Source organism: Pseudoalteromonas sp. A601, from assembly GCF_002165575.1.
Classification (GTDB): Bacteria; Pseudomonadota; Gammaproteobacteria; order Enterobacterales; family Alteromonadaceae; genus Pseudoalteromonas.
Genome location: NZ_MXQF01000036.1, coordinates 1 through 17,348, shown reverse-complemented (window position 1 = coordinate 17,348; position 17,348 = coordinate 1). Strand labels below are relative to the sequence as shown.

16 protein-coding genes and 2 pseudogenes are annotated in these 17,348 nt (G+C 39.0%); 9 read left to right on the top strand and 9 right to left on the bottom strand.

All coding sequences use genetic code 11. The annotated features are described in order from the left end of the window. Nucleotides 1-114 precede the first annotated feature (114 nt). The 3 genes from pabB to B5G52_RS18885 all read left to right on the top strand — a co-directional run bounded on the left by pabB (nucleotide 115) and on the right by B5G52_RS18885 (nucleotide 3,524). A complete protein-coding gene (gene pabB / locus B5G52_RS18895; protein ID WP_087534200.1) occupies nucleotides 115-1,461 on the top strand; it encodes an aminodeoxychorismate synthase component I in 1,347 nt (448 codons plus the stop codon). A 6-nt stretch (nucleotides 1,462-1,467) separates the two neighbouring features. Next, a complete protein-coding gene (locus B5G52_RS18890; RefSeq protein ID WP_087534199.1) occupies nucleotides 1,468-2,049 on the top strand; it encodes a CoA pyrophosphatase in 582 nt (193 codons plus the stop codon). 98 nt (nucleotides 2,050-2,147) lie between these two features. Continuing rightward, nucleotides 2,148-3,524: an L-serine ammonia-lyase gene (locus B5G52_RS18885; RefSeq protein WP_087534198.1), complete on the top strand. Its 1,377-nt coding sequence runs from the start codon at nucleotides 2,148-2,150 to the stop codon at nucleotides 3,522-3,524. Between the two features lie 54 nt (nucleotides 3,525-3,578). On the opposite strand, the gene cysB is transcribed toward B5G52_RS18885, so the two are convergent. Further along, on the bottom strand, nucleotides 3,579-4,556 hold the full coding sequence (gene cysB / locus B5G52_RS18880) for an HTH-type transcriptional regulator CysB (RefSeq protein ID WP_087534228.1): 978 nt from the start codon (nucleotides 4,554-4,556) through the stop codon (nucleotides 3,579-3,581). 322 nt (nucleotides 4,557-4,878) lie between these two features. Here cysB and B5G52_RS18875 point away from each other — a divergent pair, with 322 nt between their 5' ends. Next, complete coding sequence (locus B5G52_RS18875) at nucleotides 4,879-5,637, top strand: hypothetical protein (RefSeq protein WP_087534197.1); 759 nt, start codon at nucleotides 4,879-4,881, stop codon at nucleotides 5,635-5,637. Nucleotides 5,638-5,664: 27 nt separating this feature from the next. Here the strand turns inward: B5G52_RS18875 and B5G52_RS18870 are convergent, their stop codons facing one another. Continuing rightward, on the bottom strand, nucleotides 5,665-6,957 hold the full coding sequence (locus B5G52_RS18870) for an NCS2 family permease (RefSeq protein ID WP_087534196.1): 1,293 nt from the start codon (nucleotides 6,955-6,957) through the stop codon (nucleotides 5,665-5,667). Between the two features lie 127 nt (nucleotides 6,958-7,084). Between B5G52_RS18870 and B5G52_RS18865 the strand changes: the two genes are divergently transcribed. The 4 genes from B5G52_RS18865 (at nucleotide 7,085) to B5G52_RS18845 (ending at nucleotide 9,499) form a co-directional block, all read left to right on the top strand. Further along, nucleotides 7,085-7,540 carry a tetratricopeptide repeat protein gene (locus B5G52_RS18865; RefSeq protein ID WP_087534227.1) on the top strand — a complete coding sequence of 152 codons (456 nt, stop codon included), beginning with the start codon at nucleotides 7,085-7,087 and terminating at the stop codon, nucleotides 7,538-7,540. A 168-nt stretch (nucleotides 7,541-7,708) separates the two neighbouring features. Further along, on the top strand, nucleotides 7,709-8,143 hold the full coding sequence (locus B5G52_RS18860; RefSeq protein ID WP_087534226.1) for a SulA-like leucine-rich domain-containing protein: 435 nt from the start codon (nucleotides 7,709-7,711) through the stop codon (nucleotides 8,141-8,143). Between the two features lie 38 nt (nucleotides 8,144-8,181). After that, nucleotides 8,182-8,664 carry a YchJ family protein gene (locus tag B5G52_RS18855; RefSeq protein WP_087534195.1) on the top strand — a complete coding sequence of 161 codons (483 nt, stop codon included), beginning with the start codon at nucleotides 8,182-8,184 and terminating at the stop codon, nucleotides 8,662-8,664. Between the two features lie 439 nt (nucleotides 8,665-9,103). Next, nucleotides 9,104-9,499, top strand: a complete 396-nt coding sequence (locus B5G52_RS18845) for a YkgJ family cysteine cluster protein (RefSeq protein WP_087534193.1) — start codon at nucleotides 9,104-9,106, stop codon at nucleotides 9,497-9,499. Between the two features lie 209 nt (nucleotides 9,500-9,708). On the opposite strand, the gene B5G52_RS18840 is transcribed toward B5G52_RS18845, so the two are convergent. The 3 genes and pseudogenes from B5G52_RS18840 to B5G52_RS22425 all read right to left on the bottom strand — a co-directional run. Continuing rightward, nucleotides 9,709-11,238 (bottom strand): acetyl-CoA hydrolase/transferase family protein, encoded by a 1,530-nt coding sequence (locus B5G52_RS18840; protein WP_087534192.1) that lies wholly within the window; start codon nucleotides 11,236-11,238, stop codon nucleotides 9,709-9,711. Between the two features lie 320 nt (nucleotides 11,239-11,558). Beyond that, nucleotides 11,559-11,948 carry a hypothetical protein gene (locus B5G52_RS18835; protein WP_140394351.1) on the bottom strand — a complete coding sequence of 130 codons (390 nt, stop codon included), beginning with the start codon at nucleotides 11,946-11,948 and terminating at the stop codon, nucleotides 11,559-11,561. Nucleotides 11,949-12,233: 285 nt separating this feature from the next. Beyond that, nucleotides 12,234-12,419 (bottom strand): annotated as a pseudogene (locus tag B5G52_RS22425) (alpha-amylase family glycosyl hydrolase); the annotation flags it as partial. Nucleotides 12,420-13,258: 839 nt separating this feature from the next. Between B5G52_RS22425 and B5G52_RS18825 the strand changes: the two are divergent. Then, complete coding sequence (locus B5G52_RS18825) at nucleotides 13,259-14,437, top strand: alginate export family protein (RefSeq protein ID WP_087534190.1); 1,179 nt, start codon at nucleotides 13,259-13,261, stop codon at nucleotides 14,435-14,437. Between the two features lie 60 nt (nucleotides 14,438-14,497). Here B5G52_RS18825 and B5G52_RS18820 read toward each other — a convergent pair whose 3' ends face one another. From B5G52_RS18820 to B5G52_RS18805, 4 genes and pseudogenes are all read right to left on the bottom strand, one after another. Further along, a complete protein-coding gene (locus B5G52_RS18820; protein WP_087534189.1) occupies nucleotides 14,498-15,229 on the bottom strand; it encodes a MauE/DoxX family redox-associated membrane protein in 732 nt (243 codons plus the stop codon). A gap of 477 nt (nucleotides 15,230-15,706) precedes the next feature. Next, entirely contained in the window at nucleotides 15,707-16,078 is a 372-nt protein-coding gene (locus B5G52_RS18815) for a hypothetical protein (protein ID WP_087534188.1), read from the bottom strand. Nucleotides 16,079-16,200: 122 nt separating this feature from the next. Beyond that, the gene (locus tag B5G52_RS18810; RefSeq protein ID WP_087534187.1) at nucleotides 16,201-16,797 is read right to left on the bottom strand and encodes a hypothetical protein; all 597 of its coding nucleotides are present in this window, start codon (nucleotides 16,795-16,797) and stop codon (nucleotides 16,201-16,203) included. Nucleotides 16,798-17,130: 333 nt separating this feature from the next. Then, a pseudogene (locus B5G52_RS18805) lies at nucleotides 17,131-17,348 on the bottom strand (IS91 family transposase); the annotation flags it as partial.

Below are 17,348 nucleotides of genomic sequence, written 5' to 3'. Positions count from 1 at the left end.
TCAAACCGGTGACGGTGGTTTGTAACGCAATAGGCAACTAAACGCTGCCAAAAAAATTTAACTTATGATACCCTCCCAGCCCGTTTCGAGCCAGTTTTTCAGGGTAAAAAATAGATGATAAAACAACATAAAACCTGCATTCAATTAGACATATCGCTCAATTGTGCCGAGGTTTTTAGCTATTTTTGTGATTTACCTTATGCCGTACTCCTAGATTCTGCCAATAGTGAACATGAAAATAGCCGCTTTGATATCATCGCTATCGCGCCATTAATGCGCTTAGAAGTGAAAAACAATCAGGTGTTTGTGGATAATCAATTAACTGAGCAAAGTTGTTTTACCGTATTGCAAACTCAGTTAAATAAACTTAATGACACTAAAGCCCACCCTGAGCTGCCATTTAACGGAGGTTGGCTTGGCTATTTTGGTTATGATTTTGGCCGTGTAATTGAAAAACTGCCTGAAAATGCAATTAATGATATTGATATGCCACAACTAGCAGTCGGTCTATACCCTGATGCACTCATCTACGACAAACAACAAAGCACATGGTTTTATATCGCTCAACCAAATACAGATAGACTAGCGCTTTATTTGTCGGCCTTAGACGATACAGCCAAACAGCGCCCCCCTTTTGAAATAACACAAAGGTGGTCATCTAACATGAGCAAAGCGCAATACACCGATAAGTTTGCGCAAATCCAAGCCTATTTAAAAAGCGGTGACTGCTACCAAATAAACCTCGCTCAGCGTTTTAGCGCACAATATAAAGGCAGCGCTTGGCAAGCATATTGTACTTTGCGAGAAGCGAATAAAGCCCCATTTTCAAGTTTTATCAATCACCCCGATGGCGCTATTTTATCAATCTCGCCAGAACGCTTTATTGCCATTAATGACGGACAAATTCAAACAAAACCAATCAAGGGCACTTTGCCCCGCTGCGCCGATGAATCAGCTGATCAACAACAAGCAATTCGGTTACAACGCTCAAATAAAGACCGTGCCGAAAATGTCATGATCGTTGATTTATTACGTAATGATTTAGGTAAAGTCGCAAAGCCTGGCACTGTAAGCGTCCCTTCGCTGTTTGCCATTGAGAGCTTTCCTGCAGTGCATCATTTAGTCAGCACTGTGACGGCCCAATTAGCTGAGGGTAAAACTGCTGTTGATCAACTTCATGCTGCGTTTCCTGGCGGCTCAATTACCGGCGCACCTAAAATTCGCGCAATGGAAATAATTGAAGAACTCGAACCCCACCGCCGCAGTATTTACTGTGGCTCGATTGGCTATTTAAGTGCCTGTGGCAACATGGATACCAGTATTACTATTCGTACCTTGGTCTGCCATAAGCAACATATTTACTGTTGGGCAGGCGGCGGCATAGTAGCTGATTCACAAGCTGACTTGGAATACCAAGAAACATACGATAAAGTAAATAAAATACTCCCATTACTGAAGTAAAATACCGTGAACAGCCAACAAATACTGGCCCGTTTTCAGCTGAGTGTTGCTGCCAATTCACAGCCTTTAATTACGCACCCACAAAAAACACGCCGTGCCAGTGCTGTTATGTTGCCTTTAATCGACATAAATAACAGCGCACATATTTTACTGTGTAAACGCCCTCATTATTTAAAACACCACCCTGGGGAGATCTGTTTACCTGGTGGAAAGCGAGAATTAAACGACAAAAATTTACGCGATACCGCACTACGTGAATTATATGAAGAGCTTAATATTAACAGCACTCATGTTAATGTAATTGGGCAACTTTCTGAGTATGCAACGTTAACCGGGTTCACTATCACGCCATTTGTTGGAGTATTAAACCCACATACGCAATGGCTTGAAGATCCTAATGAGGTCGCAGCAAGCTTTTTAATTCCAATTAGCGCATTAATTAACACTGACAACTGGCAACCTATACCTTTTCAACGTTTTGGCAAAACGCTCACCCTTGAAGGGTTTTCAACTTCACATGGCCTGCTGTGGGGCGCAACTGCCAGCATTATAAAAAACTTTACAAATCAGCTAGCCATACCAGTTTAAATCTGTGCTACAAAAGGTTACAAGTACTGCATTACACGTTATTATGTGCGACCGTTCAAAGACAGCAGTCGTGCTGAGTAAAAAGTAGAGTAAAGTATATGATCAGTGCATTCGATATGTTTAGTATTGGCATTGGGCCGTCGTCGTCTCACACCGTCGGACCTATGCGCGCTTCGCGTTTATTTGTTAACGAATTACAACAACAAAACCTGTTAACCGATGTCACGAGCGTCAAAGTAGAGTTATACGGTTCACTGGGTCAAACAGGCATTGGCCATGGCTCGGGTAAAGCCGTTATTTTAGGCTTAGCAGGGTACGATCCTGAGACTATCGACGCCGATTTAGTCGATGATATTCTTGCTACCATTGAAAACGAACAGGTTATTTACCTTAATAAAACTCACAAAGCTAAATTTCCCAAGCAAGGTGCCATTGTTTTTCATCGCCGGAAAACACTACCTAAACACTCTAATGCAATGGAAATTATTGCTTACAAAGAATCTCAGCCTGTATACAGCAAAGTGTACTACTCGATTGGTGGCGGCTTTATCGTTACAGACGAAGAGTTTGATAACGAAAAACAAGCAGCGTTGGATATTCGCGAGCAAAACCCAGCCCCTTACCCGTTTGAAACAGCCAAAGATCTGCTCGAAATGTGTAAAGAGTCGGGTTATAGCGTTTCAACACTGATGATGAAAAATGAAAAAACACTTCGTAAAGAAGATGATATAAAAGACGAATTATTTAATATTTGGCAAGTTATGAAAGCCTGTATTGAGCGTGGTATGCGTACCGAAGGTATATTACCCGGTGGTTTAAAAGTAAAACGCCGTGCGCCTAGCCTGCATTTAAAGCTCAATATTGAAGTAAATAACGACCCACTACGTGCAATGGATTGGGTGGATTTATTTGCCCTTGCGGTTAATGAAGAAAACGCCGCTGGTGGTCGTGTAGTCACTGCGCCAACTAATGGCGCGGCAGGTATTTTACCTGCCGTACTGATGTATTATCATACATTCATAAAAGAAGTAGATCGCGACATTGCAACCCGTTACCTACTCACTGCTGCAGCCATTGGTATTTTGTATAAAAAGAATGCTTCAATTTCAGGTGCTGAAGTAGGTTGCCAAGGCGAAGTAGGCGTAGCTTGCTCTATGGCCGCAGGCGCACTAACTGAAATTGTCGGCGGTAACGTAGTACACGTTGAAAATGCAGCTGAAATCGGCATGGAGCATAACCTAGGCCTAACATGCGACCCGGTTGGTGGACTCGTGCAAGTACCTTGTATTGAGCGAAACGCCATGGGAGCGATTAAAGCAATTAACGCATCTCGTCTTGCTATTCGTGGTAGTGGTGAACAAAAAGTATCTTTGGATAAAGTAATCAAAACCATGCTTGATACCGGTAATGACATGAAAACAAAATACAAAGAAACCGCCCGTGGCGGTTTAGCTGTAAATATTATTGAGTGTTAAATTTAAGCCATTAAAAAAGCCGCAATTTGCGGCTTTTTTATAGCAATAAATACGTTACTTTACAGGTAACTCAATATCTTCAAACAATTTATCAACGTCTTCTTGGTTACGTAATAAGCTTGCTCGCTCTACTCGCTCTTTAGTTAAGTGCGGTGCAAAACGTTCAATAAAGTCATACATATAACTACGTAAGAAGCTGCCTTTTCTAAAGCCTATTTTGGTAGTACTGGCTTCAAATAAATGGCTCGCATCGATACACACTAAATCTGTATCAGAGATTTGATCAATTGCCATTGACGCAACCACACCCACACCTAACCCCAAGCGCACATAAGTTTTAATGACATCTGCATCAGTTGCAGTAAATACGATATGCGGCTCTAAACCTTGCGCATTAAATGCTTTATCAAGCTCAGAACGTCCAGTAAAACCAAACACATAAGTAATTAATGGATATTGTGCAATATCTGCAACGCTTAACGAATTTGCTTTTTTAGCAAGCGGATGATCTTTCGAAACCACAATACTGCGATTCCAGTGATAACACGGCAACATCACCAAGTCCGAATATAAATGTAATGCTTCTGTGGCTATGGCAAAATCAGCATCCCCGCGGGCTGCCGCATCAGATATTTGCTGTGGAGTGCCTTGGTGCATATGCAATGATACTGCCGGGTACTTTTTCATAAAGCCTTGAATTACACTTGGCAACGCATAACGTGCTTGCGTATGAGTAGTCGCAATATTTAACTTACCTTGGTCAGGAAGTGTATGCTCATTCGCAACCGCTTTAATCCCTTCAACTTTTGATAAGATCTCGCGAGAGATATTAATTATCTCGTTTCCCGCGCTGGTCACATGCGTTAAGTGCTTACCACTTCGACCAAAAATTTGTACACCCAACTCATCTTCTAACATGCGCACTTGCTTTGAAATACCAGGCTGAGAAGTAAATAAGCTCTCAGCAGTTGCTGACACATTTAGTTTATGATTTTGGACTTCGACGATGTATCTGAGTTGTTGTAATTTCATAGCTACATTTTTAGTGTTGTTATACTGCTTATTTATAAATGTTGAAGCACGCCAAGCCAAGTTTTATTTCTAATATTTAGAATAAAAAGACTAAACCGACCATTATTTATAAGATTATTGTCCTTAGGCTAGCACAAACGCTCGATATGAGGTAGCCATCTTTTTACAAGATAAGCTGACGAAAAAGCAAAAAATGCATTTTTATAGTTATAAATAATGAGAAAGACATTTTTATTTGTCATAAGCCGCGCAAAACTACCCTGTTAGCATATATTTAATGTAAGATAAAAATTATTAGCTTATAAAACCAGAGACCTAAACCATGATCGTTTCTATTATTATTATGTTGATAGTTGCACTTATTGTTATTGCCTTATGGGTAAGTGCGGTACAACAACATAAAGAGAAACAAGAAACTGAGCGCCGAAAAGAACTCACAAAGCAAAAAAAGATCATAGAAGAATCTGAAGATATATTGCTCAATAGCGCCAATATCCCAATGTCAGAAAACGCCTACCGCGTAATTCAACGCCGTATATATGATGCACTTACAGCTATGGTGCAATTATCACCGACCTCAAAAGAGCTAAAAAACCGCTTAAATGAAGCCAAAACACGTATGTCAGACCCTGTAGATGCCAGTAACTCAGAAAACCTCGCATTACCTGATGGTGATAAACAATTAATCACGCTTATCCAAGGAATTAAAAAATTAAGAGCGGTTTTACGTTCAGAGCATGGCAAAGGTAAAGTAGATAGCCAAGTATTCGTAGCAGAAGATAAACGCCTAGAAAAACTACAACTTAAAATAAATATCGAAAGCCAAATTAAACGAGGTATATCAGCACGCTCGGCAAATATGGTGGGCTCTGCTCGTCAATACTTTGAAAAAGCCTACGCCACTGTGTCGGCTGTCGCTTATAGTGATGATTACATCAATTCAAAAAAACAAGAACTCGAAGGTTATTTAGAAGCAATAAGTACCGAGCTAAAAGCATCCAACGCAACAGCTTTAAAAAAGAAAACAGAACAAGAGCAAGACGACTTAGATGTACTTTTTGCACCAAAGAAAAAGTGGTAACTCACTTTTTCTTTGGTTATATTTAAACTACGATAAAAACGCAAATTTGACGACAAACATCGCAGTTAAAATCCACACACTGATACTTACCTCATCACGCTTAGCGCATAACACCTTTACCGCTGTGTATGAAATAAAACCCAATGCAATACCATGCGCAATTGAAAACGTTAATGGTGTCATCAGCAATACCACACTTACTGGTATAGCGTCTGTCATATCATCCCAATTTACAAACTTTAAATTTTGTAGCATTAGTACCGCGACATATAAGATTGCTCCAGCGGTCGCATAGGCTGGCACCATTTGCGCAAGCGGTGCAAAAAACATCATTAATAAAAAGCAAATACCCACTACTACAGCCGTTAACCCTGTTCGTCCTCCAACAGATACACCAGCAACAGATTCAATATAAGAGGTAGTTGTTGAAGTTCCCAGCATTGACCCTGCAATTGTCGCTGTGCTATCAGCGCTAAGCGCACGACCTAAACGAGGCATATTCCCTTTTTCGTCCGCAAGCCCTGCCTTTTGCGTTACAGCGACGAGCGTGCCCGAGGTATCAAATAAATCAACAAACAAAAACGCAAAGATCACACTAAGCATAGAAAGCTCAAACGCAGCAGCAAAATCTAACTGCATAAACGTAGGTGCTATTGAAGGCGGCATTGACACCACACCTTGGTATTGTACTAAGCCTAAACCAAGTGCAATTAAGGTAACGGCTAAAATGCTTATTAACACACCACTTTTAAAGTCACGATACAGTAATGCAGCAATAACAAAAAAGCTAAAAATAGCTAAAAGCGGACCGGCTGCAGTAATATCACCCAACTGAACCAATGTTGCAGGACTCGCCACAATAATACCTGCATTTTTAAGCGCTATTAACGCTAAGAACGCGCCAATCCCGGTAGCAATTGCTTGTTTTAGCACTAAAGGAATCGCATTGATTATCCACTCCCTGACCTTAAACAAACTTAAAAACAGGAAGATACAGCCAGACATAAACACAGCACCCAACGCTGCTTGCCACGTATAACCCATACCTAAAACAACACCGTAGGTAAAAAAGGCATTTAGCCCCATCCCCGGAGCAAGCGCTAACGGATAGTTAGCCCAAAAGCCCATAATAAAACAACCAATGGCCGCTGCTATGCACGTTGCTACAAATGCCGCGCCTTGATCCATTCCGGCCTCAGCTAACATGGCAGGGTTTACAAAAACAATATAAACCATAGTAATAAAAGTCGTTAATCCCGCAATACACTCCCGGCGAACGGTCGAATCATGGGCTTTGATCTTGAATAACGCATCAAGCATAATAAAATTTCAGCTAACAAATGAATAATTGCGTAATTTTACCATAGATTTAACGAATAACAGGACAAATTACCTTGTATTAGACTAAACTTATGCAGTGAATGAAAACAATAACATGCGTGGTATTATGACAGATACATCTCCAAGTGGGCTGGACCTAGAGCAACAACTAGATAATGTTTTATCCTTTATTACTCAACCGAGTAATACGGTACAAAAAGAAGGTAAAGCGGATACCCCCGATAATGTTGTTACCAAGGCACTGTATTATTTAAAAAACGACCAGCCTCCCCTAGCAGCAAAATGGATGAGACTTGCCGCAATGGCGGGTAACCATCGCGCACAATTTTATTTAGGTCTGTTTTTTATAAAAGGTCAAGGCGTACCACAAAGTGTATTTCATGGCGCTGTTTGGCTTAGCCTTGCAAGTAGCCAAGGGTATGAACCTGCTACAACAGCGCTAACTGATTTGAGAAAACACCTGACAACAAAGCGCTTTCAAGATGCAAAATGTTATGCGGCAACACTGTATGAACAAATTCACCAACAACAATTTAATCACTTAATCCCGCCAGCTCCTTAATATGGGCTTAACCAATAAAAAATAAAGCACTGATATTTAATAGAATTATATATTTCCGTTCATTTAAAACAAAAAAATTGATTAAAAAATAGCAAAAAGCACTTGCGCAAAATAACTGTATAAACTACTGTATACACATACTGTATAAACAACCAGTGAGTGAAAGTTATGTTACAGCCTATTACCGTAAGAACTGTTAAAAGCTACCAACAAGATAATCAAAGTGCAGCAGTTAATTTAATTCAAATTGAAGATGAGATATCTGCAACTTTTGAATTATTAAAAGTGCTTCACCATTACAACAGTCAAAATGCGTGGACCCTTTTAATTGCACCTGACCATGTACCAAGTAAAGCATTGCTAGACTCTTGCTCAATTGATACCTCAAAGCTTTTAGTGATCAGACAAAAACACTTGGTAAATTTAGAGTATGTATTAAATTCTGCACTTCATAACGGTAACTTTGCCGCAGTCATCACATGGACTGATATAGTAAAAGATAACCAGCTTGCTGATTTATCAATCAACTTAGAGCATACTAGTGCAAAATTATATTGTTTTACCAAAACGAAGCAGCCAAGTGAGTTAGCATTAGCACAGTAAGCTGTTAAAATATCGTTTTATCTAACAAGTAAAACATAATGACCTCACTCACGCAAAACCTTTGCTTGTGTAATAGTAAACTGAGTTATGCTGACTGCTGTGAACAGCTACATGCGGGCTCAGCACAGGCAACAACGCCAGAGCAGCTTATGCGCTCACGTTACGTTGCTTATGCTCTTAAAAATGCCGAGTACGTTTACCAAACATACGCAAAGGAAAAACAACCAGAAAACCCTATTAAAGAAATAGCTGATTTTGCTAATAGTTGCCGTTTCAGTAACCTAGATGTAATGGCGGCTGAACACAATGATCAAACAGGGGTCGTTGAATTTTGCGTAAGCTATTTCTATCAAAACTTATATTGCCAGTTGCACGAAAAGTCACGCTTTGTAAAAGAAGATGGCCTATGGCGCTACTTAGATGGTGATATATTTCCCACTACTGATATTAAAGTCGGTCGTAACGATGAATGCCCATGTGGCAGTGGTAAAAAATATAAAAAGTGTCATGTAAGCTTTTAGCCACAAACTCGCACTGCGCTAACTTATGAATTAAACTTTTCTTATATCCATAGGTTAAGATAAATAAGACAAGTATGAAACTGGGAACGTGTTAAGAGCGGGGAGCAATTAGTGCTAGGCACACCTAAAGCGGTTACAGCGGGTAAACTGATTTATGATTGGTATATAAAACATGGTTGCACAGCTACCATTATTGTTATTTGTAACTCACTTCAAAAACAATTAATAAAAGATATTTTAAAAGCACCGCCGCTGTTTTTGTTGATATTGAACAATCTACACAATGGCTAGAGCAAAATGACCATGAGGCTCGCCTTGTGCAAACTGGTTAACCGATTCGATACACACTAAACCTAACCTGCTAGCAACGAACGTTTATTAGCGACCTTAGCAATAATTACTGTATAGTAAAGTGAAGCTATGACAACGAATGTGAACCATGAAAGAGTGTAACCAATGTGGTAAATGCTGTATCAAATATGGTGGCGGCGACCTTAATGCGACCCAAGAAGAAATTGATTTATGGGAACTCTTCAACCCAGACATTTTTGCATTCGTTAAAAATAATCAAATATGGCATGACCCACAATCAGGCGAAAAACTTGAACAATGCCCATTTCTCGAGATAGCACCAAAAAAAGATCCACTTGCCACGAATAAATATACATGCAGCATCTACTTAGACAGGCCAGAAGATTGCCAACACTATCCTAGCCTAATAACCGAAATGGTTACAGATGAATGTGAAATGATCGAAACCAGCGATTTGCAGAATTATAAAAAAGCACAAAACAAACTTGATATCCTCATGCTGGATAGCCGCCCTAAGCGTTGAGGGTAATGCAAAATGTCTTATAACGTTATGTAAGACAAACTTACACGTCAATATCTAGCCTATTGCAAGTAAATTCAACGTAGTTCGCACTAAAAATTGCAGCTTAAAAAGATTTATTATCCAGAATTTATCGGGTTAAGTACTACATTGTAAAAAACGCTCCAAAGTGGAGCGTTTAAAATCATTTTACCAGTTAGTCAAAAACAAACTTAAGCAGATAATGCCGTAGGGGGATTTTGCGTTACCAATGTTTTTTTCATACTACCTTCTTGCTCTAGGCGAATATGCCAACTAAACGCTTCTTCTAGTAAATGAGGCGTATGCCCGCCACGCTCACAAGCGCGCTCATAGTAATCTAACATCGCTTCACGATAATCTGGGTGTACACAATGCTTAATAACTTGTACAGCACGCTCACGCGGTGCTAAGCCACGTAAATCAGCTAAGCCTTGCTCGGTTACTAAAATATCAACATCGTGTTCGTTATGATCAACATGGCTCGCCATAGGCACGACGCTTGAAATAGCACCATCTTTAGCAATCGATTTAGTAACAAATATAGCTAAATGTGCATTACGAGCAAAATCACCAGAGCCGCCAATACCATTCATCATTCGTGTGCCACACACATGTGTTGAATTTACGTTGCCATATATATCAAATTCAAGCGCAGTATTTATAGCAATGATCCCTAAACGACGCACTATTTCAGGATGGTTTGAAACTTCTTGAGGGCGTAACACTAGCTTGTCTTTGTATTGTTCTAAATTATTAAATACTTGCGCGTTACAGCGCTCAGACAACACAATTGAGCTGCCCGATGCAAAACTAAGCTTACCTGCGTCAATAAGGTCAAATGTCGAATCTTGTAATACCTCTGAATACATTGTTAAGTCTTTAAAGTCAGAATCAAGTAGACCCATCATTACTGCGTTCGCAATGTTACCAATACCAGCTTGCAATGGACCTAAATTAGCTGGTAATTTATTTTGAGATACTTCATCTTGAAAAAATTTAACTAAATGGCGCGCAATTGAGGCGGTATCTTCATCAGGGTCGGTAACCGTAGAAAACGAGTCGCTTTGGTTAGTAAAAACAATACCAACAATTTTTGCAGGATCGATAGGAATAGCAGTACTACCAATTCTATCATCTACTTTAACTAACGGCATTGGCTGGCGAGTAGGACGATAGGAAGGAATGTATATATCGTGCAAACCTTCAAGGTTAGGGTTATGCAGCATATTAATTTCAACAATTACTTGCTTAGCAAAGATAGCAAAACTCGCTGAATTGCCTACTGATGTTGTCGGTACAATATGCCCTTCTTCGGTAATAGCAACGGCTTCAATAACAGCTACATCAGGCATGGTTAATTGATGGTTTCGTAGATGTTCAACCGTTTCAGATAAATGCTGATCAATAAACATAACATCACCATTATTAATCGCTTTGCGCAAAGTGTTATCTACTTGAAAAGGCATACGACGGGCTAAAATGCCCGCTTCTGTCAGTAATTTATCTAAATCATTTCCTAAAGATGCGCCAGTCATTAAATTTATTTTTATTGGATTTTTTTTGACTTGCTCTATTAATGCTCTAGGTACTGCTTTAGCTTCCCCAGCACGAGTAAAGCCGCTCATCCCTACAGTCATTCCATCTTTAATAAATTGGCTTGCTTGTTCTGCCTGCATTACCTTGTCATGCAGGTTACTATTGCGAATACGTTCCAAGTTCATTTTAAGCCCCTTTTTAAATTTTACATTATTCTAATCCTAACTTCGCACTACACAATCTATACTTAAGTCGTATTTACTGTTCAAAGAAATAAACTTGTTCAAATGAGAGGTTAACCTACGTCCTGTTAATGTAAAAAAGTATATTTAGATTTAAAACTAACAAAAGGAATTAACATTGCTTGAATTCAAGGTTTAGTGCCCTTGAGAGATATTTGGGACAATATTCATTACAGGAGATGCACCACCCATTGCACTTTTTATTCATAAAAAGCGCAATGGGTGATGTAGAGACTGGAGATTAGAGACCTCCTGCTACCCGATTATTTGCGCACTTTAACCAGTGATAAATATTTATCATCGCATTCTGAAAAGAGTGTAAATGGATTCATACGATTACCAAAATTTTGGATGACCAAAGAATCTCCTTGTTTTAAAGCACTCACTTCTATTTTTGAATTTTCGGCCGGTTTTGAAGCATACAGCTCTGAAAATATAATTTGTTGACCTCTTTTTACAAAGCTCCCCATAACAGTGCGCGTATCTGTTGTAACTTTGTACTCAAACTGACCGTGTTGTTGTGACAGCCCAACAACTAAATTACATGATGTAGGCACCGAACTTTGATAGTAAACAAAACTTGGCTCTGGCGACGACATAGTACAGCCTGTAAACAAAAAAAGACCAGCGAATAGGCAAAGTGAATTTTTCAAGTGTTCTCCCTGTACATAACAAGCCTGTAGATTAACTCGTTTTAAACTTATTTTTATCGATGAGTCAACAATAGCTGAGTTCCTATTTTGGTTCAATCGGTTATCGCTCTTTTAAATAAAATGTTTGCTGTCTGCTTTAATTCGTGTTTTGGAAAGGATTGACAGGTGTTTAAGTGACTTATTTGAGGTGATAAGGGCTAAAGAATAAAAAGGGACAGGCACATATTTTTCTTGAGTAAGATTACATTATTTTTTCACTCAGCTTGCTATAGAACATAGAGTTGTTTTGTTGATATGCCCTTTTTTCTTTGGAGCTATGTGGCGACCACTCCAGTCGACTAATTCAATATAATCCAGTAAAGCAAAGGGGCTCGTGTGTGTAATGTGATTACCACCAAATGGTTTTAGCTGTGCTGGTTGACTTTCATGCTGAATGTTATCTTTTTATTTGAGAGGTTTATCCGCTTTAACTGTGCCTGTGATTGCTCATAACTGCATAAGCAGCAATTTCTATGGCAAATACACTACTTAATCACTTTATTCCCACTGTAAATAACAACAGTAGTTGATACTGTGATTTTTGCAAAAAATTTTATGCCTGTCCTATTTTACTCTTACCTAAACCTCCCTTTTAATTTTATAAGAAAAATTTAATGATTAAATATGCACCAGTTTAAAACACTCATTACTCCTTAATGATCCATTATTGGTAGATTTCATTGCTCACACTAATTAACAAAAAAGTAACACGTTGTATTGTATACATTTTAAATAACTGGCACTAACTATGCTTTAACTAAGAAAATTAATTTAACAACTTATTCAGTTAAAGCTAATAACAATGCAAAGTAGCATTTATTAGTTTGGCATCGTGGCCCACAGCAATTCAGATTTATCTGCATTGCTGTGGGCTTTTTTTTTGGAGAAAAAAATGTTGAAAATACTATTAAAGCACCATTGCAAAAAATTATGTCAAGCAGTCATCGCTGGTACTTGCTTATCCGCATCATTGCTTACGAGAAAGATGAAGGCTTATACGGTACCCCGCAAGCCAGTACTACTTATGTTATTACGTAGGTGAACGATGGAACCAGCAAGCTGTTTTTAAAGGTGTTGATGTAATTTTTTACCAATTGCTACGTTATGGCAAATAGCATGACCAGCACCTTTGAATGTGAGAAAAGCGATAAACGACAGTGCCTGACTTTAGTGTGCACTTTCGACACCCAAAAGACCGCCTAGCGCTAGCAGCAGGTCCGCCGTACAACCGATTACGATCAATAACAATTAATAAACTTTACGGAATCAACATGAAAAATCTATTTAAATTATCAAAAATTACTTCATTGATAGTATTAACTAGTATTGCCTTGCCCACTTATGCCAATACTGAATCAAAAACCACACTTGATTTTAACCTTCGCTATGAAGGCGTTCAGCAAGACAACTTGTTAAAAGATGCTTCAGCCTTAACACTTCGTTCGCGTTTGAATTTTACAAGTGCAAGTTACAAAGGTTTTTCTGGCGTGATTGAATTTGAAGATTCCCGCCAAGTGGCTGGTGTCGATAGCTACAACGATACAGTAGATAATAACCCGTTATATTCTGTTATTGCCGATCCGCAAACCACTGAGCTTGACCAAGCTTTTGTAAAATATCATTCAGATAAGTTCACAGCTAAGCTAGGCCGCCAAGTAATTGCGCTTGATAATCAGCGCTTCATAGGTCATGTTGGCTGGCGCCAAGACAGGCAAACATTTGATGCCCTAACCTTCAATGCTAATGTGGCTGCTAATTTGAAGGCAAGTTACAGTTACATCAATAAACGTAATCGTATTTTTGCACAAGACAAAGACCTTCATTCCAACGACCACCTTTTAAACTTAAGTTATCAAACCGGTTTTGGCACACTCAACGGATATAGTTACCTTCTCGAAGTTGATGAAGGTATAGACAATAGGCTAGATACTTATGGTATCAACTTTAAAGGTAAAAGAGATAAATTTGCGTACTATACTGAGTTCGCAACACAGCAATCACAAACCAACACAACAGATTATTCAGCCACCTATATCGCCATAGAAGGAGCTTACAGCTTTGAAACGATAACAGCCAAATTAGGTATAGAACAGCTCGGCAGCGATAATGCTATGTATGGGTTCTCAACACCACTGGCAACACTGCACAAATTTAATGGTTGGGCTGATCAGTTTTTAGCAACCCCTAACGAAGGGCTCGTTGATTTATATGCAGCAATTTCAGGTAATATCTTAGGTGGAAAGTGGACATTTGCTTATCACGACTACTCCGCCGACGAAGCAACACAAAGTGTCGACGATTTAGGTAATGAAATTAACGCTGTTTACAGCAAAAAGTTTGCAAAAAATTATACCGCAGGGATTAAATACGCCATGTACTCAGCTGGCGACGCTGGTGCAGGTAAAGTTGATACCGACAAAATATGGTTATGGATAGCCGCTAAGTTCTAAATTATAGCGCTAGCTTTTGGTTCACTCTTAAAGCTAGCGCTGAACTCATAAACATCTAATTTAGCGAACTAACATCCATATACCTGCTGCAATCATAAACACGTTTTCTGTTAATGAAATAAACCCTAAAGGCACATTGCTATCTCCACCGACACAGGCACACTTTAACTCTCGTTTATCAACGTATACAGCTTTAAATACTGACACAGCACCAATTGTACCTATGAATAACGAAATAGGTGCAACAAGATAAGCCGTGAGCCCAGCCACCATGCCAATTCCTACAAAGGCTTCTAAAAATGGGTAAACATAAGCATAAGGTACAACTTTCATTGCAAGTAAATCATACGTAATAAAGGAGTTTGAAAAGCGATATAAATCTTGCAGCTTTTGAATAGCAAGCACAGCCATGGTTAATGCAACAAATAGCTCAACAGTGCCAATAGAGAATAACCCCGCACCTAGAGAATAACTAAACGCGATACTCAATAAAAAGGTTACAGCAAATATTGCAAACACAGGTGTATAACTTGTACCTTGCTGACCGGCTTGAGGTTTATTAAAAAATGCACGTAAATCGTCATAGCCTCCAATACGTTTATTGTCTATAAATGTTTGTGGTGTCGTTTTTACATTATATTGCTTTTTCAATTCATCAGCTTGCTCTCGCGAAGCTAATAAATGGTCATCAACGTCATAGCCCTCGCGCTCTAATAAATCTTTTGATTTAAGTCCAAATGGGCAAATGTGTTCATTCGTAGCCATTCTAAAAAGCTGTGCTGACTTACTCATTTTATTTGCTCCTTTTAATATTTTAACATTGAAAATAAAGCTGGCACTGTGTGCTATAAGCCTAAATAGCGAACTGATAGGTATATTATTCAAACAAAACTGTAGCTATTACATCACAGAGCTTAAAAATCAGCTTTATCTATGCATTTCACGCCGATATCTAACCTTATTCAAAAACTATACCGTAGCATTGCAAGCAGCGGGTAAAGACAGCAAACGATAAAAAATCCACGAAACCTATTTAATGATCACCACCTATGAAAGTGGCTTTTTTAAAAGGTATAAACCAAAGGAATTAACGTTGTGCTAGGCATGACCATTTAGCTTCACAAAGTTTAGCGTCATTAAGGGATATTTAGATCAATATTCATTACGGGAGATGGGCCGCTCATGGCACTTACGGTAAATAAAAAGTGCATGATGGGCTGTGTGGGCCTGGAGGTTAGAGACCTCTGGTTGCCGGATTAGCTTTACTAACTACACTCTAAGTAGAGTTTGAATATAAAATGCTGACATCATAACAGTTACTACTGCCAAGAATGCACCAACAACTGTCCTTTCTGGTATTGCATGAACTATCATTGATGGCATCAGTTTTAGAACAGGCAGTGTTGGAAAAAAGAAAGCAGAATGGTTTTCAAAGTTTTTATATTTATCCCACACATTTGAGAAAAACAACTTGATACCTGAAAGGTACATGAATACAAACGTTGAAGCCCCAAGCACTTCTACCATAGCCATAAGTTCTATACTCACCATTATTTCAGGCCCAGCTAAAAGCATGACTATGATTATTCCCAAGGAGTGCCAAAACCCTTTCGACATTGCCTTTTTTACCTTATCAAACACCAAGTTTTCCTTGTAAAGCTAACGCCCACCTAACCAGCGGCGCGCTGGCGTAGTTTTTTGCGTCTCTTTTGCGAAAAATGCGACAGCTTTAGCCGTCTGGTTTAGGTGCTTGTTATAGCACGTTAATGCGTTCTATTTTTCCCCAAACCATAGCCGCCACCATTTAGTTTAATTTGACGGTCGAATATATCTTGGCTTTCACTGCCAGTGATTATAGTGAATTGTTTTGTTGGTTTAACAGAGTCTATCTGATTTTTAATTTTTGACATATCAACATGGTGCTCTTGCTTATAGTGCTGGAGTATATTTTTCTTTGTAACACTTTTGCTACATAACCCACAACGAGCGACTTCTTTATGAGTTAAACTCAATAGTTCCTCGTAGTTACTCTCAAATTGTTTTTGCGTTTTTGATTTTATATTTTTTATAGACTCTGACTTAGCCTCATTAAAATATATATGTGCGATATTACTTGTATCTTTTGGGTAAAAGTCATGCATTTTATTTAAGTGGGTCAATAGAGAGTTTTTAGTAATTTTTCGTTTGCATTGCTTACACTGATAATAAGTCCTAGTGCATTTAACTACTCTCTTCTTTAATAGCAGATCTTCTATTTTAGCTAACTTATCAGAATGTACTTTTTTTAAATGCTTCGCTAGATTATCTCGTTTCAGTCTACAAGAACAATACTCGCAAAAAATATACCCAGAGCTTTCCATGAACCACCTTAGTGCTATAACATTTTAGTATTTATGCGACACGCAGTTTGTGTTGCATAATCGCTTGTTGAGCTGAGGCGCTACCTGCTCGGTGTATAGAGTTGGTGTTGTTTATGCTATGGGAATTTGTTTTTATGGCCTAAGTGATACCAAACCAATTTCATTGGCGTGTCTATCGTATCTAAGCTATCCCTGCGTTACTCAGCGTTTATTATGTGCCTATTAAACCGAATGTTTAACCGTTAAGCAATGATCTTTTTCTCACGCACAGTCGTGACTAGCCTGAGCAGTTAAGCAGGTTAACTTATTGATTTAATGCAGCAAGTAAGGCTGCTAACTCGTTCGCGCTATTTTATTTGTCGCCCCATCTAAATTCATCACACCAATAAATCGTAAGATACCCGCCTTGCATGACTGGCAAGGCCAATGCGGTATTAATGGTTCTTGCTCTACCTTCGGCTTCACCGCTTTGGTTGGGGTTGCTGATGCTTGAGCGTTTATTAACCCTAACTTTCGCTTACGACATGCATTAGCTAAAAAGCCATAGTGGC

What these genes read in the sequence shown, in the direction of transcription:
- pabB (WP_087534200.1), top strand. Translation starts at nt 115, where the DNA reads ATGATAAAACAACATAAAACCTGCATTCAATTAGACATATCGCTCAAT.
- B5G52_RS18885 (WP_087534198.1), top strand. Translation starts at nt 2,148, where the DNA reads ATGATCAGTGCATTCGATATGTTTAGTATTGGCATTGGGCCGTCGTCG.
- cysB (WP_087534228.1), bottom strand. Translation starts at nt 4,556, where the DNA reads ATGAAATTACAACAACTCAGATACATCGTCGAAGTCCAAAATCATAAA.
- B5G52_RS18875 (WP_087534197.1), top strand. Translation starts at nt 4,879, where the DNA reads ATGATCGTTTCTATTATTATTATGTTGATAGTTGCACTTATTGTTATT.
- B5G52_RS18870 (WP_087534196.1), bottom strand. Translation starts at nt 6,957, where the DNA reads ATGCTTGATGCGTTATTCAAGATCAAAGCCCATGATTCGACCGTTCGC.
- B5G52_RS18865 (WP_087534227.1), top strand. Translation starts at nt 7,085, where the DNA reads ATGACAGATACATCTCCAAGTGGGCTGGACCTAGAGCAACAACTAGAT.
- B5G52_RS18860 (WP_087534226.1), top strand. Translation starts at nt 7,709, where the DNA reads ATGTTACAGCCTATTACCGTAAGAACTGTTAAAAGCTACCAACAAGAT.
- B5G52_RS18855 (WP_087534195.1), top strand. Translation starts at nt 8,182, where the DNA reads ATGACCTCACTCACGCAAAACCTTTGCTTGTGTAATAGTAAACTGAGT.
- B5G52_RS18845 (WP_087534193.1), top strand. Translation starts at nt 9,104, where the DNA reads ATGAAAGAGTGTAACCAATGTGGTAAATGCTGTATCAAATATGGTGGC.
- B5G52_RS18840 (WP_087534192.1), bottom strand. Translation starts at nt 11,238, where the DNA reads ATGAACTTGGAACGTATTCGCAATAGTAACCTGCATGACAAGGTAATG.
- B5G52_RS18825 (WP_087534190.1), top strand. Translation starts at nt 13,259, where the DNA reads ATGAAAAATCTATTTAAATTATCAAAAATTACTTCATTGATAGTATTA.
- B5G52_RS18820 (WP_087534189.1), bottom strand. Translation starts at nt 15,229, where the DNA reads ATGAGTAAGTCAGCACAGCTTTTTAGAATGGCTACGAATGAACACATT.
- B5G52_RS18810 (WP_087534187.1), bottom strand. Translation starts at nt 16,797, where the DNA reads ATGGAAAGCTCTGGGTATATTTTTTGCGAGTATTGTTCTTGTAGACTG.